The sequence below is a fragment of the Ruegeria sp. CG11 genome (assembly GCF_056537245.1).
The window spans coordinates 256887-279868 of the sequence record NZ_JBQFRE010000005.1; the positions used below are offsets into that span (position 1 = coordinate 256887).

At 54.9% G+C, this 22982-nt stretch carries 19 protein-coding genes, 1 tRNA gene and 2 pseudogenes; 14 read left to right on the forward strand and 8 right to left on the reverse strand.

The features are described from left to right. Nucleotides 1-249: 249 nt before the first annotated feature. From ACR0KW_RS14350 to ACR0KW_RS14365, 4 genes are all read right to left on the reverse strand, one after another. Complete coding sequence (locus tag ACR0KW_RS14350) at nt 250-1596, reverse strand: ferredoxin reductase family protein (protein WP_480805585.1); 1347 nt, start codon at nt 1594-1596, stop codon at nt 250-252. A gap of 330 nt (nt 1597-1926) precedes the next feature. After that, nucleotides 1927-6129, reverse strand: a complete 4203-nt coding sequence (locus ACR0KW_RS14355) for a beta strand repeat-containing protein (RefSeq protein ID WP_480805586.1) — start codon at nt 6127-6129, stop codon at nt 1927-1929. Between the two features lie 596 nt (nt 6130-6725). Beyond that, the gene (locus ACR0KW_RS14360; RefSeq protein ID WP_480805587.1) at nt 6726-7331 is read right to left on the reverse strand and encodes a helix-turn-helix transcriptional regulator; all 606 of its coding nucleotides are present in this window, start codon (nt 7329-7331) and stop codon (nt 6726-6728) included. Nucleotides 7332-7382: 51 nt separating this feature from the next. Then, complete coding sequence (locus ACR0KW_RS14365) at nt 7383-8411, reverse strand: LytTR family DNA-binding domain-containing protein (RefSeq protein ID WP_480805588.1); 1029 nt, start codon at nt 8409-8411, stop codon at nt 7383-7385. Nucleotides 8412-9389: 978 nt separating this feature from the next. Between ACR0KW_RS14365 and ACR0KW_RS14370 the strand changes: the two genes are divergently transcribed. Further along, nucleotides 9390-9860: a hypothetical protein gene (locus tag ACR0KW_RS14370; RefSeq protein ID WP_480805589.1), complete on the forward strand. Its 471-nt coding sequence runs from the start codon at nt 9390-9392 to the stop codon at nt 9858-9860. A gap of 214 nt (nt 9861-10074) precedes the next feature. Next, entirely contained in the window at nt 10075-10374 is a 300-nt protein-coding gene (locus tag ACR0KW_RS14375) for a hypothetical protein (protein WP_480805590.1), read from the forward strand. 254 nt (nt 10375-10628) lie between these two features. On the opposite strand, the gene ACR0KW_RS14380 is transcribed toward ACR0KW_RS14375, so the two are convergent. After that, a complete protein-coding gene (locus tag ACR0KW_RS14380; RefSeq protein WP_480805591.1) occupies nt 10629-11825 on the reverse strand; it encodes an ABC transporter permease subunit in 1197 nt (398 codons plus the stop codon). Between the two features lie 436 nt (nt 11826-12261). Between ACR0KW_RS14380 and queC the strand changes: the two genes are divergently transcribed. The 5 genes and pseudogenes from queC (at nt 12262) to ACR0KW_RS14405 (ending at nt 15771) form a co-directional block, all read left to right on the forward strand. Continuing rightward, the gene (queC, locus tag ACR0KW_RS14385) at nt 12262-12954 is read left to right on the forward strand and encodes a 7-cyano-7-deazaguanine synthase QueC (protein ID WP_352997311.1); all 693 of its coding nucleotides are present in this window, start codon (nt 12262-12264) and stop codon (nt 12952-12954) included. Further along, nucleotides 12954-13310, forward strand: a complete 357-nt coding sequence (locus ACR0KW_RS14390; protein ID WP_480805592.1) for a 6-pyruvoyl trahydropterin synthase family protein — start codon at nt 12954-12956, stop codon at nt 13308-13310. Before queC ends, ACR0KW_RS14390 begins: the two co-directional genes overlap by 1 nt. Continuing rightward, nucleotides 13307-14026, forward strand: a complete 720-nt coding sequence (gene queE, locus ACR0KW_RS14395) for a 7-carboxy-7-deazaguanine synthase QueE (protein ID WP_480805593.1) — start codon at nt 13307-13309, stop codon at nt 14024-14026. Before ACR0KW_RS14390 ends, queE begins: the two co-directional genes overlap by 4 nt. A gap of 12 nt (nt 14027-14038) precedes the next feature. Next, entirely contained in the window at nt 14039-14506 is a 468-nt protein-coding gene (gene queF / locus ACR0KW_RS14400; protein ID WP_480805594.1) for a preQ(1) synthase, read from the forward strand. A 206-nt stretch (nt 14507-14712) separates the two neighbouring features. Then, nucleotides 14713-15771 (forward strand): annotated as a pseudogene (locus tag ACR0KW_RS14405) (IS110 family RNA-guided transposase). A gap of 149 nt (nt 15772-15920) precedes the next feature. On the opposite strand, the gene ACR0KW_RS14410 reads toward ACR0KW_RS14405, so the two are convergent. Next, nucleotides 15921-16316: a hypothetical protein gene (locus ACR0KW_RS14410; RefSeq protein WP_480805595.1), complete on the reverse strand. Its 396-nt coding sequence runs from the start codon at nt 16314-16316 to the stop codon at nt 15921-15923. A gap of 842 nt (nt 16317-17158) precedes the next feature. Here ACR0KW_RS14410 and ACR0KW_RS14415 point away from each other — a divergent pair. From ACR0KW_RS14415 to ACR0KW_RS14440, 6 genes and pseudogenes are all read left to right on the forward strand, one after another. Next, nucleotides 17159-17992 (forward strand): hypothetical protein, encoded by an 834-nt coding sequence (locus ACR0KW_RS14415; RefSeq protein WP_480805596.1) that lies wholly within the window; start codon nt 17159-17161, stop codon nt 17990-17992. Nucleotides 17993-18024: 32 nt separating this feature from the next. After that, nucleotides 18025-18198: a hypothetical protein gene (locus tag ACR0KW_RS14420; protein WP_480805597.1), complete on the forward strand. Its 174-nt coding sequence runs from the start codon at nt 18025-18027 to the stop codon at nt 18196-18198. Beyond that, on the forward strand, nt 18173-18379 hold the full coding sequence (locus ACR0KW_RS14425; protein WP_480805598.1) for a helix-turn-helix domain-containing protein: 207 nt from the start codon (nt 18173-18175) through the stop codon (nt 18377-18379). The genes ACR0KW_RS14420 and ACR0KW_RS14425 overlap by 26 nt, the downstream gene beginning before the upstream one ends. Before the next feature lie 166 nt (nt 18380-18545). Then, a complete protein-coding gene (locus tag ACR0KW_RS14430; RefSeq protein ID WP_480805599.1) occupies nt 18546-20243 on the forward strand; it encodes a tyrosine-type recombinase/integrase in 1698 nt (565 codons plus the stop codon). Beyond that, nucleotides 20243-21286, forward strand: coding sequence for a tyrosine-type recombinase/integrase (locus ACR0KW_RS14435; RefSeq protein ID WP_480805600.1), 1044 nt, complete (start codon nt 20243-20245; stop codon nt 21284-21286). The genes ACR0KW_RS14430 and ACR0KW_RS14435 overlap by 1 nt, the downstream gene beginning before the upstream one ends. Before the next feature lie 65 nt (nt 21287-21351). Then, nucleotides 21352-21651 (forward strand): annotated as a pseudogene (locus tag ACR0KW_RS14440) (recombinase family protein); the annotation flags it as partial. 54 nt (nt 21652-21705) lie between these two features. On the opposite strand, the gene ACR0KW_RS14445 reads toward ACR0KW_RS14440, so the two are convergent. Next, nucleotides 21706-21837 (reverse strand): hypothetical protein, encoded by a 132-nt coding sequence (locus ACR0KW_RS14445; RefSeq protein WP_480805601.1) that lies wholly within the window; start codon nt 21835-21837, stop codon nt 21706-21708. Between ACR0KW_RS14445 and ACR0KW_RS14450 the strand changes: the two genes are divergently transcribed. Continuing rightward, on the forward strand, nt 21793-22935 hold the full coding sequence (locus tag ACR0KW_RS14450) for a recombinase family protein (RefSeq protein ID WP_480805608.1): 1143 nt from the start codon (nt 21793-21795) through the stop codon (nt 22933-22935). The two genes, ACR0KW_RS14445 and ACR0KW_RS14450, sit on opposite strands and share 45 nt — an antisense overlap. Here ACR0KW_RS14450 and ACR0KW_RS14455 read toward each other — a convergent pair. Further along, nucleotides 22892-22968 (reverse strand) — tRNA-Met (locus tag ACR0KW_RS14455). The genes ACR0KW_RS14450 and ACR0KW_RS14455 overlap by 44 nt on opposite strands. Nucleotides 22969-22982 lie beyond the last annotated feature (14 nt).

Consider the following 22982-nt stretch of genomic DNA (forward strand, 5'->3'; position numbering starts at 1 on the left):
CGCAAAGTCTATGGCATGCAATCCCACCGCATCAATCGGACTGCGTTCCGTCAGTACTATCGTTCCTGAGCGACTTGGAGGCTGCGGATGAATCCGGCAAGTCGCAGGAGTTTTCTTCGACACCACATTAGTGTTCTATCTGGTCAGCATCTTGGCTGTTACAACATCAAGACAGGTGTCAACTGCCCATCGTGAAAATGCGACAGGCTAATACGAAAGCATCGTCAATTGGTACTTGTTTGAATTGTGTCATGTCGTGCTCTCGGGGGAGGGTGAGGTTCGCGCTTGCCGGTTATGTGTTCGAAAACTCAAAAACCGGCCACTCAACCACCGCAGCAAGCGCGTGAACCCGATGCCGGTCCGGAATTCAAACTCTTCGCTTTGGAACTGCCGGCTGGTAACGCCATAGTGCCTCAGCCCCTTCTTGAGTGATGCCCGGAGGGAACTCGGGCCGCAGTAAGAAACTTTGGCACGTGATAGGTTCGGCCCAATTGTATCAGCGATCATTTCTGCGCTGATGCGTCTGCCTTCACCGGAAACAACAAGGTGCAGCGCAAGATTTGGCCTGCTGGCAGCCAGCTTTTCGATCTCATTTAAGTGCGGTGCCACCTTTCTTGACTTGATACAGTAAAAAAGGTCGACCGGATTGCTTTCTGCTTTCAGATTGTCGGCCCAGACAAGGAATGGTGTGATCCCAATCCCTCCCGCAATCCAAACTTCAGGACCTTTACCGGCATAGCGGAACTTTCCAAAGGGGCCTTCAACGTGCACCCGCTGACCAATTTTCAACGCCTTTTCCAGGGTTGAAGTGAAATCCCCAAGTGCCTTCACTGTCACCGACACTGTGCCGCTAAAATCAATTTTCGAGAAACTGAACGGATGAGGTTCATTTATTCCGGCGCCGGTGAAACGCAGGACGCCAAATTGCCCAGGCAATGGGCGTATCCCTTTACCTTTTGGTACAAGCGTAATGGCCAATGCTCCGCCGGTGGTTTCGAGCTTCGTGATTTTATAGCGATAAGATGGACGCAGCCTGTGCGGCAGCAACATCCACAGATAGGCGACTATACCCGCTACACAGAAGGACCCCGTATACAGCCCTGCAGGATCGGTCATCGCAAAGGGTTTGGTGATCAGAAAAAAATGAAGTGCACCAACGGCAAAAAGGGCACCCATGGCTTTATGCGACCATCTCCAAAGATGATAGGGAATAAAGGTAGCAACCGAGATGAGAGCCAGCAGCAGCAGGCCATACAGACTGATCTCACCGAGAGACTCAGCAAAGTCATTTAACGCGGTTTCGCGACCCAATCCACGCATTTCAGCCCCTATCGTATCGTGCAACAGGATCGCCCCCATGGCTACCATGCCCGCCCATTTATGCAGCACGTAAACCCGGTCCAGCCCACCAAACAGATGCTCGATACCCGGCATGCGTGTCGAAAGGATCTGACTCCACGCCATTAGGACAAGCGCGGCAAGCCCCAGATACTGGGAAAACAATGCGGCTTGGTCAGTGATACCTGGCAGGGAAAAGAGCTGATATGCCGGGACAAGCACCGTTGCTGCGATCAGAATGAGGCCGATTGGGTTCATGACTGGTTCTTTTCTGAGAATGGGTTCATCGTTACCGGGAAGCTGTAACATCCGACAAAATTGGTCGATTGGCAGACTTCAAGCGTCATAGGCCAAAGGTTTAGGCGCATCACATTGCGTGGATTGACCTCAACTGGCAGGGCCCATGTCAATCGCGTTACTTTGCCTGATTTTGAAGCTTTCGAAGAGAGTTTGTGGACCACCCGTGTGATGGCTTGAGGTGGTCCACAGAGATAGCAGTTTTGGTGGACCGCTATCTCAAGGCCACGCTCAAAGGGGTCGGAGTGGCCAAACAGAACTGTTTGTTAAGGTTGCGTGCGTATCTCCTAGTCAGAACTTCCATTCGTAGGACGCCCAGAGGGCCTGGGTTGATACGTCAGCCCCAAGGGTTGATCTCGCTTCAAGGCGAAGGATTCCCCCATGATGGAAGGGTTTCTCGAAGTTTAGCCCCACCTCGCCAAAGGTGTCGGCCCCCCCTCCACCTGAGGCCAGAGCGAGTGTGTTGCCAAATATGGTTACATCCACCACCGACGGTGCATCTGCGTCCCTGTGAACAGCATCCAGAGATGCCGAGAGGCGCCCGCCAAGCATGGAAGTTGCGTATGCACCACCGATCCGGGTTTCATTGAACGTGACAGTTCGATCCCCCACTGTTGCATTGGCGGTCCCGCCCGTTTCGGTGTAGCCCTCCAGGTTTTGCTCTCCGTACAGAAAGCTTGCCCTCGGGGTCAGGATTGCACCGTTTTTCAAGGCAAGTTCCCGCTCTGCCGCGACCAAGGCAGTTATCATGTCGCTGGAATAGTCAGCCTCCGACGCAACACTCCCGCTGGGGTGGGTCTCATCATTGTCCAGGTCACCGTATCCCAAGCCAAAGCTCAGATCGGCAAATCCGAAGTTTTGTGCTACGATGCCGCTGATAAACACACCCGAAGTATCAAAGGACGAAGTGCCAAAGGTTCCGTCATTCTTGAAATAGCTAGCCCCAAACCCGTATCGAAGCCCGGTTCCAAGATCGCGGGTTACACCTGCACTGACACTCCACATGTTTGACGAAAGTGCCGAAGAGCTGCCGCTAGCTGTTCCGTCGCTTTTGCTGCCACTAACCAAAAAGTACGGCCGGAACCCTTCGATTGGGCCGCTTCCGCGCGTGCTGAGTACCACCCGGTCGCGGCTGGCAGCGCCAACATCTGCGCGGTCCAACTGGCGTGCGAGATTGTACGACAGACCCGCAATCTCGAACGTTTGGTTTGTGTTGGGTTGCAACTCGGCGGCGTCGAACGATGCATAAACGGGCGCCGCGCCCCCTTCATTATCAACAAACCAACCTTGAGAGGCTGAGGACACAGACGTTGTGAACACACCGTTGGCCGTGTCATCGTCCTGGAAACGATAGACAACTCGTCCGCCAACATTGCTCAGATTGACGTCGTGATCGCTGACCCGGATGGTGCCGTCAATATCTGCGGTGGATTCGACATTCAGCGTGCCGCCGCCGTCGCCCAGAAACACCGCATAGCTCTTGCCGGATGAAGCGGCAGAGACGTCTCCCGTCACATTGACAGTGCCCTGAGCGCTATTCACAAAAATGCCGTAAGCTTCGGTATCAGTGCCCCCGTCGGCAGAGACCGAGATCGAACCGCTGTGATCCAGAACACCATTCGCACCAAGGCCGCCGCTTGTCAGGCCATGGGCGCGGACCAACTGATCACCTTTGGCTGAAACAACAATAGCTCCGGAATTGTTAACTTTGCCATCGATGTTGCCCATTCCCAGGCCTATCGCAGCAGCCGTCGCCACGTTCTGAGAAGCGACTGTCACCTGCACGGAACCCGAGTTTGAAATGCGGGCCGTATCTAATACTCCACCAATAAACATCCCGGCAGCGTAGGCAGACGAACCTTGCGAATTTTCAACCAGAACCGAGATGTCCCCAGTATTAGAAACGTCACCGCCAACGCGCGAAAATTGGAGGCCTTCCGCGTAGGCATAGGACATGTAGTCACCGCGTGCGGCAACCGAAAGCGTGCCCGAGTTTTCATAACTGCCAGTTTGGTCAATAAATCGCGCGCTCAACCCAGTTGCGGCCACAGTCGACGCACCGGATGCTGATGCTGTTACCGAAATGCTACCTGAGTTTGCAAAAGTGCCGCTGATACCCCGGAAATTGTCAGATCGTATTCCCGTCGCGTACGCACTGCTTCCCCCTTCAGCAGCGACTGTGATGGTTCCTGTGTTGTCAAACGAACCGGTGATTTCTCCGGTTTCGATTCCCCGTGCTGTTGCCGAGCTTTGCCCTTGAGCCGTTACAGTGATCGCACCGCTATTGCTGAAGCTGCCGTTGATGTTTCGGACGCGGATACCAGAGGCCTCGGCCGTATCGCCCTTGGCCATCGCCACGATTGTTCCGCTATTGCTGAGCTGGCCGTCGATATCTGTCGCAAAGATGCCGTAAGCGGTGGCAGTAGCAACGTCGGACATAGCCTGTACCGTCAAGCTGCCGCTGTTGGTCAGAGTGCCGGACATAAGACCACCGATCAGAACTCCGTTGGCACTCGCCTGCGAACCCTGTGCGTTTGCCAGAACAGAAATCGAGCCGGTATTGGTCAAAGCTCCGTTCGTGCTGATAGAACCTGTGCGGATCCCTTCGGCTGAAACGTAAGAGCCTTGTGATGCAATTGTGATGCTGCCACTGTTGGTCAATGAGCCATTAACAGTCGAAGACCGGATGCCAATGGCTTCCACGCTCGATCCGTTATCCACCTGGATGGTGATAGAGCCCGAGTTGCTCAGAGCGCCGCCAATTTCACCAACATCAATACCATATGCGGACGCATGGTCGGCGGCGCGTGCCCGAATGGTGATATTGCCCGAGTTCTGAAGTGTCCCGTTCAGCCTTCCGGTATTAATGCCCGTGGCCAGTGCCGACGATGAAGTGGCAACAGAACTCAAAGTGATTGTGTTGGTGTTGATCAGGGAACCATCGACATTCCGGGTGTCTATCCCAGATGCATTGGCGCTACTGCCTTGGCCGGTTACCGTGATAGCGCCGTTGTTGGTGAGCGCCCCCTGCACAATATCCGTTAAAATACCGGTTGCGTCCCCATCAAGTGTCCCATTTGCCGCAACCGTCAGGTCGCCGTCATTGGTCAGCTGGTTACTCACCTCATCAACTTGAAACCCATATGCTGTGGCCGACCCGTTGCTGGCCCTTGCATCAGCAAAAATCCTGGCGCTGTTGAGCAGGGTACCCGAGATGTCGCGCGTCTGTATCCCCCGGGCAGTGGCCGAGGTGATCCCCCCAGCGACGACATTGACGGGTCCGCTGTTCGAGACACTGCCGGCAACATTGCCGAAATCCAACCCGCCGGCATTTGCAGTTGTAGATGTAGCAAGCGCCTGGATATTGACAGCGCCCGAATTGTCGAAATTCCCGCTGTCGCCCACGCCCCCGATATCGAACCCATCTGCCGTAGCACTTCCGCCGAAAGCCAACCCGGAAATCATCCCTGAGTTGGTCAGTGTTCCGCTCAGGCCGGAGACTTTGATGACGTCATAGTCTGCTCTTCCGGTGTTACCCGCTGTCATCTCGACAGTAAGTGCGCCGCTGTTTTGCAGACGCCCGGAGAGGTTGTTTACCACAATTGCGCCCCCGGTTGCCTGGTTTGTACCAGCTGCCAACACATTGATGGCCCCGGTACTGTTAAACTCCCCTGGCAGACGATCAATTTCAACACCGGCTGCTCGGACAATATTAGCGGCGGATGCAGATGCATTAATGGGGCCAGAGCTATCGACTGTCCCGTTGATTGTCACAAAGGACATGCCAAATCCGAACGCCGACCCAACAGAGCTTGAGACATCAACAACAATGCTGCCACTGTTACTTGCAGTTCCGTTCACAACGTCGGCCGTTAGTCCAATTGCTATAGCTCTGCTGCTGTTGTTGCCCCGAAGATCGATTGTCCCACTGTTGGACAGTGTGCCATCAAGTTGATTGACTAGAATACCCACGGAAGTGCCGGAGGTCAGCGCAGAATTTGCGATACTGATAACACCAGTATTCTGTACCGAACCTGTCGTGTTCCCGGAGATGTCTATTCCAAAGATTACTGCTGAGTCGCCGGATGCGGCACCCATCGTGATGGAGCCCGAGTTCAGAACAGTGCCTGACAAATCGCCATTGATGTCGACCGCTGCGCGAGTCCTGACGTTCGCCTCTGGGGCTGTCAGTTGCCCGGCGTTCGTCACTGTGCTGGAATAATCCGCCACGTTGACCTGAACCAAGGCAGGACCCGGCAAACGGTTGATGCTGATCGACCCGGTGTTCGAGATGGTGTGGTCTTCATCCACACTACTGATCAGCGGCGTGGTTCGTGCCCCATTGACAACCTCTGCCAGTGAGGACCCTGCCGAGACGGCCAAAACCGAGGCGGAGCACAAGAACAGCGAAGGCGCAATGCTCGCCACTTTTCCCTTCCACTTGGTTAGACGCCCCCCGCGCGCGAACGCGTGTACCCTCTGCTCGACCTGCATGTTTCCTGCCCCATCTGGCTAAAGATTTTTGTTGTGCGCGAGCAGGGGTGGTTACCCTGCGTCACCCTCTCAATGCGCATTTGCTTGCACACTCAGCATTGGGCTTGAAGGGCCAAAAAAGGCGATAATGAGGCTGTTTAAGCAATATTGAACCTTGGTTTATGCGGCCTACACCTTAGTTTATCGCCAATGAAATTTCACAGATTTGAAACCATGAAATGTGGATGTACCAAGGCGCGTGCCCTGGAGATTGTATCGACGAAACAGAGCCCTTTCGTCACCCGACTTAAGGTGCTGGCAGGAAAATGAATGGCCTGAAATCTCATACGAAAACCCGGCGAAACCGGTTCATTGGTGTTTTGTCGTATGTTCAGGAAGCAAGGGTAACCAACCGGGCTCTCATTAGTATACCGGACGAGGTCAAACACAGTGCCTCGGCCTTAACTTATTCAGATGGTCGTGATGTCACCCGCATTGAGGAACAGGGTAAAAGAAGCAGAAAGGCCCTGCTAAAAGTCCTTTCACCGGGGCGCTGTGGAAACAAGGCCGGGGGCTGAACGCCCGGCAGAAATGCAACCGCTCATGCCTTTTGGGGGTCAGTTTTTCTTTAGTCCGTCGCCGGTAAGTTCTTCCAGAAGGGCGCTGAAAAGCTGCGATTTGTTGGAGAATCCTGACTTCCTGTAGATTGAGTTTGTTTGTGCTTTCACAGTGCCTTCTTTCGCATCTCTGGCTTCGGCAATCTCTGCGGTGGAGCATCCTTTCAGAAGAAGTCGCGCTACATCCCTCTCGGCTCTGGTGAATGACCATTTGTCAAAGTAGCCCACCAAAAGCTCCTCAAACGCTTCTGAGGCACGGCTCGCATTCCCCTCAAGTTTTGTCACGTGGTGACCCATACGGAGCAACTCGACCCCAAGGGCTATGATCGAACCCAGCAAACACAGCATGACGATAATTGCCCAGATGTGGTAATCATCCCAGTTGTGCACCCACGCCAATCCCATCGCTTCGCTAAACTCTTCCAAAAGCATCAGGAGCGCCGCGGCAAGTGATGCAAAGAATGATAGCGTCAGACGTTCTTTGGAGGGCATTTTGGTAGGTTCTTTCGAGTTGCCGGTGATTGTTGCGCCGGTCGTTACTTCTGTGTGCAGTGTCGGGGCTGACCAGCTTTGCCCTATCGAAGGATGCGATTTCGAAAAATCCAAACTGACGGGTCTAAGCGGTGGGGCGATTTTTTGTTTCTGCCTGCCCGCAATTCAGCATTGTGCTTTTTCGTTTCTGGTTGCAGGTCCCGTCTGATCGATGCTGAAAGCCTGCGCCTTACGCTGTTCAATAGTCTCTTTAACCTCGGAAACCATTTTTCGGCTTATCGAATACGCATTGCCGCTTGGGGTCACGACGTAGGGATTTCCATTTTTATAGACCAATTCGTCTATTTGCTTTTTCGACAACCACCTCGATCGGTGGACTAGCAAACCGGCATCAGGGTCCAAACTCTGAGTAGCGCTTTTCAGTGTCATTCGTATCAGCTGCGTGCCGTTTTCAGTTGTGACCGACACATACTGGTTCTGCGCTTCGATCATCAGCAACGGGCCGCGATTTGCCTCGTCGAGCTTCATCTGGATCGGACATTCCATTTGTCCAGGAGGACGCCGAAACAGGTATTTCAGCGGGTCGTACCCGAAACCCTTCACCGCCTGAGCCCTGAAGTGCAAAAATATGGCGTAGGTAACCACAGTCGAGACAAATGCAGAGGTAAGGTAATAAAGGACTGCGTGTCCAAGAGATGATCCGCCCGCCAGCAGGTGGGTCACAATGAAGGTCTTAAGGAATAGAATTATCAGATAGCTTCCCAAAGTGGTCCAAAACACACAAATGGAGTTTTGAATGGACCAGTAGAACAGGGTGGGCCCCGCGAAGAAATAGAACGCGTAAAATGCGATCACCCAAGCCAACACGTACAAAGCGTGTTGAACCTGACTGATGTTCGGAACTGCATGTCCCCGCTCTACAATCACAAGAGCAAGAAAGACCACGGCGTAGGCTGAAATGAAGACTTTGTCTTTCATCAAGTTACGCAGCCAGACAGCAAGTTCAGCCTTTGTCAGCAACGAAATATGCTCCCCAGGAAACCAACACTTCGGACATTTCTGCTTGCTACCACTACCGGGAAGCTGACCGTCGGTGCGGCGCCAGTTCCTGATCCGGTGCAAACAGGCATTTGCTCGGGGAAATAGTACCTCAATCTGGTACGGCCAGATAGCGATTGAATAGGTTTTGGGCATAGAGTCGCTGTTCAAACGTTAGCCTGACCCGATTAGCATGGCGCTTGAGCGCGAAAGTCATGAAGACCACCTCTATTCCCATAACGTCTTTTCGCTACAGGGTTTCGATCCAACAATCGTCGAATTTGCCCGACACACCTATTTTCCTCAGCAAACAATCCCACACCAGGGAATCCGTCCGGTGGAACCATTTCCTCGAAGTCCACCCGATGCGGAACCTATAGCTGAATGCGCCTCGTCAAAAACCGGCCAAAGTACGAGAAATCGAGCTTTGGTGCGAATAACTGGCGTTTTGGTGCGAGTAACGTTCGGCAGCGACTTCCTTGTTACCCCTCTTTTTCACTCAGACTGAGCCATTTTCCGGCCCTAAGGTTGATCGGCGCGGGCAGGTGCTCAAACCGGCATTGTTAGTGGGTGTGCTCTTCAATACCTCCGAGACGAGTCGCCGTGTTACGGCGTCTCGAGTGGTCCGCCAACAACGAGAAAAGGTTGCACGTATAGCTTGTGCATAGCCCGTTTCTTGGCTGTCGCTGCCATTCATAGCTTAAACAGCATTCGACCCGATGAGACCTATGGGCTGAATTGAAGGTCCGCTAGTAACACAATAGCCAAAGTGGGGAGCAACGGCGGCGAAAGTCCGTTTCCCGCCTGTCTTTGAAGGAGTACGATGCCCGCTTTAGGCTGCGACCTGCCGAATGCAGGTACAGCATGCTTTTAGCTTTGCGTGGCAGGTCCGGGCTCGCTGCCGTCATTCTCCGCAGATTGCATGGACTGGTGAAAAGAGCCCATTCCTGCCCTTTAACGAGCTTCAGTCATTTGCATGTGCAGCACGCCGAAAACAGCACATTCCAGACGTTTAGAACCAGGCGGCAAATGGTAGGTGAGCGGACATTGCAGATCTTGGATTGCAGGGTAGATTGACCTCCAATAGCTTCGGACTTCGTTCTGACATCCATCTCAAAGGGTAACTTTCTGAGTATGAAGCAGCTTACTTGGCCAATGGCACTGCTATTGCTTTTCGCAATTAGCCCTCAAGCGGCGGCAAGTTTTCCGCCAATAATCCGTTTTATTGAGCAACTTCTTGACCGCTCAATTTGCGGGTTTCCGGAGGGTTCAAAAATTGAAACCGCTGAACTGGTCTACTTCACATTGTATCGCGACCCAAGCCACTGCAACGGCAGCGGATATGGTCGATTTTGCAAAACAATAATTCTAGACAAGGTCAGCGGCAAATGTCGTGAATACGGCTATACAAAGGGCCACATAAGAGTCGACGACAATATTCCACCAGCCGTAGCCCCACCAAAAGGGTGGTCACCCACTGTCACCGGTTCCCGGCCACTGTATTTAGTGGATTCCGAGCGCGGCAGCATATTATATGAGCAGCCTCAAATCTACCTTCGAGTACCTGACAAAGCGGAACTGAAAGAAGAAGTCTCCTTCAAGTAATTCGTTTGTTGGGTCACAATGGGCTCACTGCAGCCGTTCTCTGCGGTGAGACAGAACAGCCCCTTGCGGTCATAGCTGCGCCGCCTAAGCGCTGCGGATGCACTGGACCGCTAGCCGCCCGTAGCGGACAAAGGCCGGGATTTGGCGATTTTACCTTCGGGTTGAGTTTTTACACGAAGGCGGTCAGTGTTGCTTCGTTTCTTTGGGGATTTTCATGAAAGCAATTCTGTTCGCAACTTCCGCATTAGTTCTTTTTGCCAACTGTGCCGACGCAGGCAGAAAGGAAGCAGAAAACGCTTTCAAGCGTGCAGAGGTAGCACACGAGGAATGCAAGACCACGTGGTTTAAAAGCCGCAGGGAGACCTCACTTGAGGAAATTTCGAGCGCTGGTGAGGAAATTGCATTTAATCTCAACCCGTTGTCGCCCGATGCTGACGAAATTGGTCGAATGCTTGAGCGAGTGACCGAAATGTTAAGAGACTGCACTAAGTTTACATTTGGTGATGATTCCTAGCGATACAGATAGTGCTGCACAGTCTTCCTTATTGTTGGTTGTTGAATGCCATCTGAGCCCTTTGCTGCCGTTGCTGCGTAAATTGATTGCTGCGGGTACATTAGGCCGCTTACAGAACATTGCCGACCTTGGTCGCCTAAGCGCCCTTCAATTGTCTGAGTGAAATGATCGAATGTCGACTCTGGGCCCTAGTAGTCGTGCCTGAGGTGATTGCAAGTTTGGCAACTCAAAATGCCCTCAGCCTGAAGATACATCTAAGCCGTCGAGTCGGTGACGATAGCACGCGCAACTGACTGTCGCCTCAAGTTGTCAGGATGGGTGTGTTCGGATTCGAATTTTTGTTCAAGATATTTAGAATAACAGGTCATGCAAAAACAAATGGACCAGTAAAGCAATCCAACAAACATAAACAACTCCCAAACGACGCCATGCCAAACTGCGTCGGCCCTGATGGCCTCCAATATCCGGAGTGGATCAAAGAAACCCATCACCGCAACAAGTGTCGTGTCCCGAAACACCCCAACAGCGGCTAGCACCATCCATGGCGACAGCGCCCTGAGTACTTCGGGAAGAACGACTAACCAGATAGTCTTCCTCCGGCTAAAGCCCAAAGCACTCGCCACCTCCCATTGCCCTTCAGGGATTGCTATCAGCCGCTCGTGGATTGCCCCCGCTATCCGAGCGCCAGTGTGAAATGCAATCACGGCTACTCCTCGAAGTATCTGGTCAACGTAAGTTCCAGGGGGCAGGAGGATGTTGGTCAATAGAAAACATCCAAACAGCAATACAATGAGCGGAACGCCTCGAGCAAACGCAATGATAGACGCGAAAGCGGCTCTACAGGGTCGAATGAGAAACCGACGTCCCAATGCTAGTGCGATACCGGTCGGGATTGCTAAAGTGATCCCAGAAACCGCCAGAATGAATGTGAGCAACAGGCCACCAAACTGGCGAGAATCAGCAACTTCAATCCCGAGGCCCCCACAAATGAGATAGTAAGCGATGACAGGATACAACGCTGAAAAATATAGCATCTTACGTGGCAATGACTTGAAAACAAGAGGAGCGAGCGCTGCGAACAGCAATACCAGTGCTGTGATTGGCCGCCAGTAAAGCTCGGATGGATAAAACCCGAACAGAATCGCGCCAACTCTTCCCTTGAGAACCCCCCAACATGCACCATGCGCCTCCGGACCATGGGCCACCTCGACAATCTCTTTACATTCGGCAAGAGACCCCGTGTTCCAGACACCGTTGAGTGCAGCCCATACAAAAAAATTCCACAATAGGGTCACTATGAGAGCGATTAGACTTAGCGACAGCAAACTGTTGGTTGCACCGTTAAACAAGTTTTGTCGTAGCCAATAGCGAACGAAGGTGATTGAAAGAAATTTATTAGATGGTGATTTTTGCGCAGCAGTGATGCTTGTCCTGTTGGGTTTGTAAATCATGAAGGAACATTCTCCGCTCAAGGCGATGTCCGCAAGGTCCGTTTTGTCCGCACTGCCGACATTGAACTGCCTTGGCCGGCCCAACAATCGCCATAATGCGTCCGAATGTCGGCTCTGAGCCCATTGCTGCCGTCGACCGAGCTTCGGTCTTTTGCATGTGCGGCACGTAGCGAACCGCACATTCCGGACGTTCAAAGTCCGGTGTCGGATGGCCGATAAGCGGACGAAGTGGGCTTTCGCTGCACCTGCGAATATTCCTTCACAGTTGGACCGCCGTTCATCACGGGAAGTAGAAGGAAGTCGGACACACTCCTGCCTGCCGTTACGCGACAAGCATGTTGTTTTACCTTGCCACCTAAGTCTGCTAAAAACACCGCGTTCACAAGATGTGAGCGCCGGTCGTAGCCAACCCGGCAAACAAAACATGGATCTGAAAATGAAGACAATTGTTATCTGCTCCGGCGGGCTCGATTCGGTGTCTCTGGCGCATAAAGTAGCGGCGGAACACGAGTTAATTGGCCTGATCTCCTTCGACTATGGCCAGCGCCACAGCAAGGAAACTGAATTTGCGGCCCGTTGCGCTAAGCGGCTGGGAGTGCCGTTTGATCTGATCGACATGCGCCATATCGGTGCGCATCTGTCAGGTTCGGCGTTGACCGACGATGTTGATGTGCCGGACGGACATTATGCCGAAGAAACAATGAAAGTTACTGTCGTGCCCAATCGCAATGCCATTATGCTGGCCATTGCCTTTGGTGTGGCGGCTGCCAAACAGGCGGACGCAGTCGCTACGGCTGTGCACGGTGGCGACCACTTCATCTATCCCGACTGTCGTCCCGAATTTACCAAAGCGTTTGAAGCGATGCAGGCCAGGGCGCTGGATGGCTATGCCAATGTCCGCCTCTACACGCCCTTCGTGCACATTCCCAAATCGGCCATCGTTACCGAAGGGGCGAAATACAACACTCACTTTGCTGATACCTGGTCCTGCTACAAAGGTGGCGCAGAACACTGCGGTCGTTGTGGCACCTGTGTTGAACGGCGCGAGGCGTTCCATTTGGCCGGGGTCACAGACCCAACGGTATATTCCGATCCGGATTTCTGGAAATCCGCGTTGGAGGACGCCTGATGTACCGGATAACCAAGGAATTTCATTTTTCCGCCAGTCATCAACTCTCTGCCCTGCCGGATGATCACCCCTGCGCCCGTCTTCACGGACACAACTACATCGCTGAAGTAGAACTGGCAGCAGATGAGCTGGATGAAAACGGCTTTGTCATCGATTACCGAGAACTTTCACCTTTAAAGATCTGGATCGACGAAGTGTTAGATCACCGGCATCTGAACGATGTATTCGGGCACGACATGGTCACCTCGGAATTTATGGCGAAGGCGATATACGATTTTTGTCTGGCCCGCTGGCCACAAACCAGCGCAGTAAGGATCAGCGAGACGCCCAAAACCTGGGCCGAGTATCGCCCATGAGCAGCCTGCGCATTGCGGAAATATTTGGCCCGACAATTCAGGGTGAGGGTGCCGTGATTGGTGTGCCCACAGTCTTTGTTCGCGCCGGGGGGTGCGACTACCGCTGCTCTTGGTGCGACAGTTTGCACGCAGTGGACAGTGAATTCCGCCATACCTGGGCACGGATGAGCGCGGAAGAAATTTTTGCTGAAGTGGAACGCCTGTCCGGTGGGTCACCTTTGACTATCTCTTTGTCAGGCGGCAACCCTGCAATCCAGGATTTTGCGACGTTGATAATGCTGGGCAGAGCTAAAGGTTATGGCTTTGCCATGGAGACACAGGGCTCGGTTGCGCAGGACTGGTTCAGCAAATTGTCTACGCTGATCCTGAGCCCGAAGCCGCCATCCTCAGGTGAAACGGTGGATTGGATGAAATTCGACGATTGCATTGCACGTGCTACAGGAGTGGAAACGGTGATGAAAATCGTGATCTTTGATAATGTTGACTATGACTGGGCCCGTGACGTGGCTGCACGTTACCCTGATCTGCCACTCTATCTTCAACCCGGCAATCACACTCCGCCACCACCCGGCGCCGAGGATGCCGAAATCGATTTGGATGGCATCATGGCCCGCTACGAGTGGCTGATCGAAACAACCCTGGGGGACCGCTGGTTCTCCCCGACAATTCTGCCACAGCTACATGTGCTCGTCTGGGGCAACAAACGCGGCGTTTGAAGGAACAGAACAATGGCAAGCGAAGATATTTACGCAAATCTGACTCAACTCGGCGGCAAAACCGAGTTGCCCAAGTCGCCGGAAGAGGCGGTGCTGGAAAAGGTGCCGAACCCGCAGGCAGGAACCGACTATGCGGTGCGCTTCACTGCGCCGGAGTTCACCTCTCTTTGCCCGATGACCGGGCAACCCGATTTTGCCCATATCGTGCTGGATTTCGTTCCCAGTGAATGGCTCGTGGAAAGCAAGTCGCTGAAGCTGTTCCTCGGATCATTCCGCAACCATGGCGCATTTCACGAAGACTGCACAGTCACCATTGGCAAGCGACTAGTCGAATTGCTGGAACCAAAGTGGCTTAGGGTCGGCGGTTACTGGTATCCGCGTGGAGGAATCCCGATTGATATTTTCTACCAAACCGGTGAGCAGCCTTCAGGGGTCTGGATACCTGATCAGGGTGTCCCGACATATCGTGGCCGTGGATGAAAACAGCCGGACTGAACAACTGATTCTCATGCCGCTGCACGGCAACTCAAATCTCGGATGAACGTCGCCCGAGGGCGGTCTACAAACTTGTCGAAATGCTGCATGTGCAAAACGAGCCTCTTTTAATCTTGGTAGGTAATGGGATGTACCGGCTGCTTCACCCAGCAGGTTAGGCTTGGCCTATTTCTGCAAAATGGAGAAGTAGCATGGCAAAGAACGACTTTGATGAGCTGATGTCGGTCGGCATCGACATTGGCAAAGATGTTTTCCACCTGGTTGGCTTCGATTTCGATGGCCGTCTGGTGCTGCGCAAGAAGATCAAGCGACTTGCGCTGGTGACAACCTTTGAGGATTTGCCCCGCTGCGTTGTCGGGTTGGAAGCCTGCATGAGCGCACATTTTGTCAGCCAGACTTTGCGCGACCTGGGGTTTGAGCCCCGGATCATTCCAGCGATCTATGTAAAGCCGTTCAACAAGGGGCAAAAGAACGACTACAACGATGCCGAGGCCATCGCGGAAGCCGCCTTGCGTCCCAATCTCAAGACGGTTTCTGAGAAGACACAGGAACAACTCGATCTGCAGGCCCTACATCGTGTCCGGTCGCGCCTCGTGTCACGGCGGACTGCAACGATGAACCAGATCCGGGCTTTCCTGCTCGAGCGCGGCATCACCGTCCGCAAAAGCGTGGCCGCCCTGCGCAACTCACTCGACGCCATTCTGAACAATCGGAGTGATGAGCTGTCACTAAGGATGCGAAAGTTCATTCTGGGTCTTCAGCATGACTGGGTCTGGCTAGACAAGCGGATCGACATGACGACATCCGAGATCAAGGACCTCAGCGCGTCAGAGGAGAGTTGCCGACGCCTCATGACCATTCCCGGGATTGGCCCGTTGATCTCGACAGCGGTTGTCGCTGCTATCGGGAAAGGTGAAGCCTATGACAGGGGACGGGACTTCGCGGCCTAGCTCGGCTTGGTTCCACGACAAAACAGCACCGGCGGGCGAACCATTCTTGGCCGCATCACAAAGCGCGGAAGCAAATACCTTCACACTCTCTTCGTTCAAGCCGCGCAGGTCATCATGATGCGGCCCCAGAACTGGCATAAGTTCAGCTTTGGTCCTTGGCTGGAAGCGGCCGCAACCCGCATGCAGCACAACAAGCTCGGGGTCGCGCTCGCCAACAAACTGGCCAGGATCGCATGGAGCGTGCTGCGATCAGGCACCGACTTTGACAGGAGAGACCAAGACCTTCCGGTTGCGACCTGAGGATCCGCCACCGACAAAGATGTTCGTAAACCTCACATGCATGGAACGGAACAATGCCGCGCCCAAAGCCTGAGAGCCCAAATGGCCATGGGCGGCCCGGTAGGTAATGAGGCAAAGGCGCGGGCGTATTCCCAACAGGGCCACGGCAACTAAGCAAGCCTATCAAAAGGCCGGATACATATCAGCGACTTCCAGAAGACATGCATCAATGGCATTGCGAACAGCAGCCGGTACATACATTGGGCTCGTTGCAGACCTTTTCTGCTGCCTTCACGAACGTCCGATTTCTGCGCGTTGCTGCCATTGGTGATGATCGGTGCCGCAACCGCAGCGAAGGTCTGCTTGGTGGCCAAACGAACTTTGCAGCTTTTCAAGGGTTTTGTTGTTGCCAAGTTGCTGGCGGCCAAAACCACCGTTATTGGTCTTTCTTCTAAACCCAGTATTCGACCAACGGCGGCGAAAGCAGGCTTGGCGGACGATCGACCCATTTCCGTGAGTTCTGAGCCATTTGCCTCGACGCCGATCGGTTGAAAGAAAAACGACACTCAATCATTCAGTAGGAACGCAAGTTACATCAGCACTTTGCCGACGGGGTTGGACTATTTTTCGGATAGGACGTGAGCGAGTCTTGTGCTTCCGTCTTATTTCAACCGGATTTATTCCGACATTTTGTCAGACAATATCCGGCCCCCGCTCCTTCCCCCCGTCATGCGGGAGAAGGCCCTTCGCTTTCAGGTTCGTATCCGCGCGATGCCTGTTGTCGGTGGCCAACCGCTTCCCCGCAGGCTTCTCACCTGCCCCGCTCGGACCAAGCCCGGTCTCAGCGGTCCCCGATCCGTCTGACGTCGAATGACAACCATCGGCCGGTGGGTTCCGTTGTCGCGTTTCTGCACCGGGCCAGAAGGAGCCGCGTCGGTGCGGGATGGGGTAGTCCCCGAACCATAATTCACCTTTGGAGGCCGGTTGGTGAACGTACCGTGGTCACCGCTTTTTTTGGTCGTTCGCCAGGGAAAGCAGCAAGAATAAACCGGGCGCAACGGAGACGGGGAAGACCCATCCCGGCCCGGAACGTCCGATTTTGCGTTCTTGCTGACTAAGTGTATTGATCTGCTTTTTTTGGCTTTGTGAGTTTCGCGCGATCGCCAGTTGTACAAACCGTAGCTGGCCCGAAGCGCCGCAGCCCTCCAATAGCGCAGGCGGTTCGGGCCAGCGGCACTACACAGAACCTAGTCAAATTGTTCTCTTCCCGTTCTTTTATTTGTGTGCAAGCTTTGAAGGGGTCGCCTTGTTTCAACCAGAGCACTTTCTCAGCTAACGATGTTGCAGTGATGCGCATCGGCTATTTGGCGCGAGGCCAGACCCTAGAGTGTGCCAAACGGAGAATAAGATGAGCGCTAACGCGGACAGCGGTCTGAAGTGCAATCGCGACGTTGCAGATACTGAAGATGACTATTCCATCTATCCGCACATGGATGGGATCAAGTGTTCCATGTCATGGAAGCTCGGCAGCTATGGAGAACGTGGCGCACTTTCGGAGGACATGATCGGAAGCTTGCGCGAACAGTTTGACCTGCCAACAACGCTCGTGCGCGACTTGTCCACCTTGCTGGGTCACTGCCTAAACAACGATGACGACATTGCAATCAATCTGACCGAGGTCCGTCGCTCGCAAGCGATTGAACGAGGTCAAAAGCACCTCAAGACACTCCTGCGGGAAGCCAAACGGGGCACAATTACTGCACAAGAACTCCGGAACGCATTGGGCTCGCTTTCAACTTATTTCGCGTCGACGCCAGAAGACGCAGACCTTCTTCCTCAAGTCCTCGACAAGCTAGAGTCTGCAACGACACTTAGCCAAGACATCAAGGATGATATTCGACGCATCTATGCGACGCCCGGCGCGGTTGCAGAGATGTCGCCACGAGACAAGCGGTTCTCGCGCGACAAACGTCGTCAGTACATCATCGAGAGCTGCTGCTATATCTGGAAAGATGCCGGCCGCCCCCTGACCTATACGACATACTCAGACGGTCGCCCCGGAGGACAACGGCAAGGTCCACTTGTCAACTTCATTCAGTCTGTCGTGAAGATGATTACCAAGCCGGAGCAAATCCTGAGCGGTGAGACGATCCGCGTGGATATTGACGATTTTCGCAGCAAGCTTAAGCGCGAAGAGAAAGAGCGTTGCGCGCCGCCGGAATCGGGCAATCAATACACTTAGAATGAGCAAGCCCGCGTTGTCATGGTCATGGCATGACACGCGTTCCCGCCAAAACCCCTTCTGACGACCACGCGCACAAGCAGGTTGAGACAGCGATTGACCAGTTGGTCCGACTGCTGGCTGTCCAGGCAGTACGGGAACTGGGCCGGGACGCCTCTGACCAAAAGGAGGCGCTTCAGGATGCCACAGATCAAAGCGAAGACTAAACAAACCCGCAAGCTTCTGACGGTGAAAGACGTTGCTGAACTGGACAATTGCTCGGAGAAGACGGTGCGCCGTGCAATTGCGGCAGGCCTGCTTGAGGTTATCCGGGTCGGCCCCGGCGGACGCCTCATCCGCATTGATCCGGCAGCTCATGCCGCCTACCGGCAGGCACATTGCTGGTAGGCACTCGCGACCATTAATGCCCATTAATGTCAGTGCGTTATGTGTGTTTCGGGAAGAGGGCATCCCCGTAAGTTTCTAACTTTCTGTGCTACGCTTTTCCCGAATCGGACCTCCTGTCCACACCCGTCCACCCGAGACCTGACATGTCCAGAGGAGCGCAGACCCGATGACTAGCCAAACACCCGTTCCATTGACGCTGGCCTTCGTCAAAGCCGACACACCGATGTTTGCCGACCTTATCGAACAGCTGCGCTCCGATACCTCTATGTCCAACGCACGCCGCCGCGACATGATCTCCGGCTTGCGCCGCGCAGCCAAAGCCCTTGGGCTGCCGTTAGTGGATGTGCCTTGCGATAGCCGATGGTTGCAGCCCCGTTTGGCCAATGTCTCACCGGCTGCACTAGGTCTCACATCAAAGAGTTGGCAAAATGTGGTCAGCGACGCACGGGCTGCGCTCGCGCATTTCGGGCTGGTGGAACGGCGATACAACCGGATCGATGATCTGTCTCCTGATTGGCACGCGCTCTGGGCGGATGTACTTGCGTCCGGTGACAAGACATTGCAACCCGCGCTCTGTCGTTTCGTGCATTTTCTCAACCGGCAGGGCGTCAAACCTGCCACTGTGTGTGAAGAGCATGCCCAAGCCTATCGAGCAGCCCTTGAGCATAACGAGATCAGCAAATCGCCTGACGTCGCATATCGTGCCGCCGTCAACGGCTGGAACCTGGCGGCCCGACGTATTTCACAATGGCCCAGGGTCACTTTGCCTCTGGAATCGCGTCAGAAGGTCATCACTTTTTCGGTGACCGCGTTTCTAGCGCCATTCCAAGCTGATCTTGTAAAGCTGATGCATCGTCTGTCCAATCCGGACCCGCTGGCAGATGACGGTCAGAACAGAGCACTCCGATCCGCGACCCTGTCCCAATACAAAAGACAGTTGGTTCGGTTTGCCTCCGAACTGGTTCATTCTGGCATCCCAATTTGCCACATTGGCGGATTGGACGTCCTGATCAATCCGACGATGGCTGAACGGGGTTTGCGCCAGATGTTATCGCGCACCAACAACCAGACCACAAAGATGATCAGCGAGATCGCCGCGCTGCTCCGCAACTTGGCCCGGATACTCAATGCACCCGATGACACCCGGGACGCGCTGTCGGGGCTTGCCGCGCGCCTAACCGTCAAACCTCAGAATGGCATGACCCAAAAAAACCGAAGCCGGTTGCGGGTGTTGCAGGAGGACCGGCATCAGCAGTGCCTGCTGCTCCTGCCTGAACGGATTTTCGCCCGACCACGCGGCACGTCCAAGCCGTATGGCTGGGCTCTGGCACGCGAAGATGCGCTCGCCATCGCCATCTTGCTGGTCTGCCCAGTTCGCGTGAAGAACCTGGCTGACATCCACCTGGAACGCAACCTGCACCGTCCCGGTGATGGCCGAGCCTACCTGGTTCTGGAAGACGGCGAGACCAAAAATGAGCGACCTGTCGAGTTCGAGATCCCGCGTGATGTGTTGCGCATGATCGACGTACATCTAAAATCTCGCTGTCCGGAACTCTGCCCCGCGGGAACGTCTTGGCTGTTTCCCCGGAGGGATGGTCAGCATTCGGTTGATCCCGGCGTTCTGTCTGCGCGCATCTCCAAACGGATCCGGAAAGAAACGGGGTTGGAGATGAACGCCCATCTGTTTCGGCATTTCGCGGTGATGAACTGGCTCGACGCCAATCCCGGCGGCTACGAGGTTGCGCGCCGGTTGCTCGGGCATTCGGAGGTCGGCCACACCATCAACATGTATTCCGGTCTTGAGGCACGTTCGGCAACACGCGCCTTTGCTGACCTGATAGACGCCAAGAAAGGGCGTCGCTGATGAGCCTTGTTCTGCCTCTGTCTGATTGGCCCGTGCAAGACCGGGATATGTGGCTCAACCTTCAGACGGAAGGTGGACCACTCGACGATTGCGGCGCGCTCTCACATCTACGCGCGACCTCGTTGAAGACTTTGGAATTGCGCTATGCCCGATGGCTGCAATGGCTGATTACCAGCGACGCGGAGGCGATCACACTGCCTCCGGCTCGACGCGGGACCCTGCCGCGCTTTTCCGCTTGGCTTCAGGACCTCTCACACACCCGGCCGATGACCCGGTTGATGTTCATTGATGGCGTGTTGCGTATCCTCTCCGCGGCTGACCCGACGCAGGACTGGTCCGCTCAGCGGAAGTTGAAAGCGGGATTGAAGCGCGCCGCGGGTCGGGGTGATCGGGATCGCAAACTTGGACGTGTGTTGTCCAGCGAGGTTCTATTCCGTGCAGGGCTGACTCTGGCGACGGGTCATGCAGAAGCGGCACCAACACCGCTGCGCAGTATGATGTGCCTGCGGGATGGCACCATGATTGCCATGCTGGCCTTGATGCCGATGCGGCGACGCGCCTTCGCGGGCCTTCGGATTGGCATATCCTTGCATGTCACAGCAGACACCATGACCGTCGCGCTCCCAGGGGATCTGACAAAATCAGGAGAGCCTTGGGAAGCTGATGTTCCCCAGAGCGTTGAGCCGCTCTTGCGCCGTTATGCCAACGAAGCCCGTCCCTTTTTTATGGGGCGTGGCCAACAGCAGCACGATGTCCTGTGGGTTGGCCGTTCTGGCACTCCTTTGAAGAAAGACGCGCTGAGCCCCCGGATCGCGGAGCAGACACTGAAGTTGACGGGTCGCCGTATTCCACCGCATTTCTTTCGGGATGCTGCCGCGACAACCCTGGCCCGCTCTTCTCCGGAACACGCCAAGCTAATTCGTCCAATTCTTGCGCACACGAGCTTCGGAACCGCCGAGCGCCACTACATCCACGCCCAGACAATTGAAGCGGGCCGCGACTACGCGGCTTTGATCAACCAGAAGAGAAAGGCCCGGCGATGACCCGAGTTGCAATCTATGCCCGTTTCTCCAGCCAAATGCAGAGAGACGCATCAATCGATGACCAGATGCGTTTGTGCCGGGAACGTGCTGAGCGGGAAGGCTGGACTGTTGTCGACGCCTATTTTGATCGTGCGGTCTCAGGCGCCTCCATGTTGCGCCCCGGTCTGCAAGCCCTGTTCCATGCAACTCAGGAACGACGGGTAGATCTGATTTTGGCGGAGGCGCTGGACCGGTTGAGCCGGGACCAGGCGGACATCGCGGCGATCTTCAAACGGCTAAGCTTTGCAGGAGTTGGCATCGTGACACTGGCTGAAGGCGGGATCAGCGAATTACACGTAGGTCTCAAGGGCACCATGAACCAACTGTTCCTCAAAGACCTGGCCGACAAAACCCGGCGTGGTCTTCGCGGGCGGGTCGAGCTAGGCCGTTCCGGCGGCGGCAACAGCTACGGATACGACGTCGTCCGGCGTCTTGGGCCCGACGGCCAACCCGTCACGGGAGAACGAATGATCAACGCAGCGGAAGCTGAGATTGTCAGGCGGGTGCTTCAAGAGTTCTCCGAGGGGCATTCTCCCAAAGCCATTGCGCGCCGCCTGAACGCCGAAGGTATTCCCGGTCCCCGTGGCAAGTTATGGCGTGACACGGCCATTCGAGGGCACCGAGTGCGTGGGACGGGCCTTCTCAACAATGAGCTTTATATTGGCCGCCTGGTTTGGAACCGGCTGCGCTACATCAAGGACCCTGAGACCGGCAGACGTGTGTCCCGTCTAAACGATCCGTCCAAATGGATCATCGCGGAGGTCCCCGAGTTGCGGATCGTCGGGCAGGAGCTTTGGGAGGCGGTCAAACAGCGGCAAGGCGAGATCGAAGCCGATCCCCGCGTCAAAGCCATCAAGGAAACCCGGTTTTGGGAGAAGCGTCGCAAGAAGCACCTCCTGACAGGTCTTGCATTCTGCGGCACCTGCGGAGGGCCTCTTGCCATAATCGGGCGCGACTACCTCGCCTGCTCTGCCGCTCGCAAACTCGGTACTTGCTCCCACAAGCAATCCATTCGCCGCAACGTCCTGGAAGACGCCGTCATGGATTTGCTTCGTCAGCGTCTGATGCAGCCCGACGCAGTGGCCGCTTTTATCAAGTCCTTCAGCGAAGCCGCCAACGCAGAAGCAGGCACAGCGGAGTTAGACCGGACCCGTCTGCAATCCGAGCGGGACAAAGCTGCGCGCAAATTGAATGGGTTTTATGACGCAATCGCTGAGGGCATTCGGACCCCCGGGATTCAAGCCAGGCTGGAAGAGCTCGAAGCGCAGATTGCCGATCTTGAGGCGAAGCTCTCCGAACCTACGCCCTCGCCGGTGCGGCTGCACCCGAACCTGTCCGAACTCTATCGCTCCAAGGTCGCCGATCTTGCGCAGGCGCTATCGGACCCGTCGATCCGCACAGGGGCTTTGGAGATCATTCGGGGCCTGATCGAACGTGTCTCGGTCCAACATGAACGGGATGGCGTGCAGATCGAGTTGGAGGGTGCGCTGGCAGCAATGATTGATCTGTCCCAAAACGAGCAAAGCCGCCCTTCGGCGGCTCGTATGACACTGTGTTCGGTAAAAGTGGTTGCGGGAGCAGGATTTGAACCTGCGACCTTCAGGTTATGAGCCTGACGAGCTACCGGGCTGCTCCATCCCGCGACACTTTGCGTTGG

Coding starts and splice junctions, on each gene's coding strand:
- ACR0KW_RS14350 (WP_480805585.1), bottom strand. CDS start 1,596: ATGAACCCAATCGGCCTCATTCTGATCGCAGCAACGGTGCTTGTCCCG.
- ACR0KW_RS14355 (WP_480805586.1), bottom strand. CDS start 6,129: ATGCAGGTCGAGCAGAGGGTACACGCGTTCGCGCGCGGGGGGCGTCTA.
- ACR0KW_RS14365 (WP_480805588.1), bottom strand. CDS start 8,411: ATGCCCAAAACCTATTCAATCGCTATCTGGCCGTACCAGATTGAGGTA.
- ACR0KW_RS14370 (WP_480805589.1), top strand. CDS start 9,390: ATGAAGCAGCTTACTTGGCCAATGGCACTGCTATTGCTTTTCGCAATT.
- ACR0KW_RS14375 (WP_480805590.1), top strand. CDS start 10,075: ATGAAAGCAATTCTGTTCGCAACTTCCGCATTAGTTCTTTTTGCCAAC.
- ACR0KW_RS14380 (WP_480805591.1), bottom strand. CDS start 11,825: ATGATTTACAAACCCAACAGGACAAGCATCACTGCTGCGCAAAAATCA.
- queC (WP_352997311.1), top strand. CDS start 12,262: ATGAAGACAATTGTTATCTGCTCCGGCGGGCTCGATTCGGTGTCTCTG.
- ACR0KW_RS14390 (WP_480805592.1), top strand. CDS start 12,954: ATGTACCGGATAACCAAGGAATTTCATTTTTCCGCCAGTCATCAACTC.
- queE (WP_480805593.1), top strand. CDS start 13,307: ATGAGCAGCCTGCGCATTGCGGAAATATTTGGCCCGACAATTCAGGGT.
- queF (WP_480805594.1), top strand. CDS start 14,039: ATGGCAAGCGAAGATATTTACGCAAATCTGACTCAACTCGGCGGCAAA.
- ACR0KW_RS14415 (WP_480805596.1), top strand. CDS start 17,159: ATGAGCGCTAACGCGGACAGCGGTCTGAAGTGCAATCGCGACGTTGCA.
- ACR0KW_RS14420 (WP_480805597.1), top strand. CDS start 18,025: ATGACACGCGTTCCCGCCAAAACCCCTTCTGACGACCACGCGCACAAG.
- ACR0KW_RS14425 (WP_480805598.1), top strand. CDS start 18,173: ATGCCACAGATCAAAGCGAAGACTAAACAAACCCGCAAGCTTCTGACG.
- ACR0KW_RS14430 (WP_480805599.1), top strand. CDS start 18,546: ATGACTAGCCAAACACCCGTTCCATTGACGCTGGCCTTCGTCAAAGCC.
- ACR0KW_RS14435 (WP_480805600.1), top strand. CDS start 20,243: ATGAGCCTTGTTCTGCCTCTGTCTGATTGGCCCGTGCAAGACCGGGAT.
- ACR0KW_RS14450 (WP_480805608.1), top strand. CDS start 21,793: ATGATCAACGCAGCGGAAGCTGAGATTGTCAGGCGGGTGCTTCAAGAG.